At 60.9% G+C, this 253-nt stretch carries 1 pseudogene; it reads right to left on the bottom strand.

Annotated elements, in window-relative coordinates:
* Positions 1–253: pseudogene (gene qscR / locus ACLJNW_RS26890) on the bottom strand (quorum-sensing transcriptional repressor QscR); the annotation flags it as partial.

Raw genomic sequence — 253 nt, 5'->3', positions numbered from 1 at the left:
AGCCTGCAGCATGCTGGTGATCCAGAGCAGGAAGGATTCCTTCTCCAGGATTTCCGTGGCGGCGATGCTCTCGCTGGAACGCACCAGGGACAGCATGCTGATCAGCCCGTACTTGCCGCGGACCGGGATCGACCAGCCGTGACGGATGCCGTGATGCAGCGCTTCCTCCCAGAAGAAACGGTTCTCCTGGAAGTCTTCGCCATTCCAGATCAGCGGGGTGTATTCCAGGAGACCATGGCGCACGATCGGGTCG

Origin of the sequence: Salmonella sp. SAL4457, assembly GCF_046548235.1 — a bacterium.
GTDB lineage: Bacteria > Pseudomonadota > Gammaproteobacteria > Enterobacterales > Enterobacteriaceae > Salmonella > Salmonella enterica.
The sequence above is the reverse complement of the archived record's forward strand: the minus strand, read 5'-3'. Positions and strand labels throughout refer to the sequence as shown.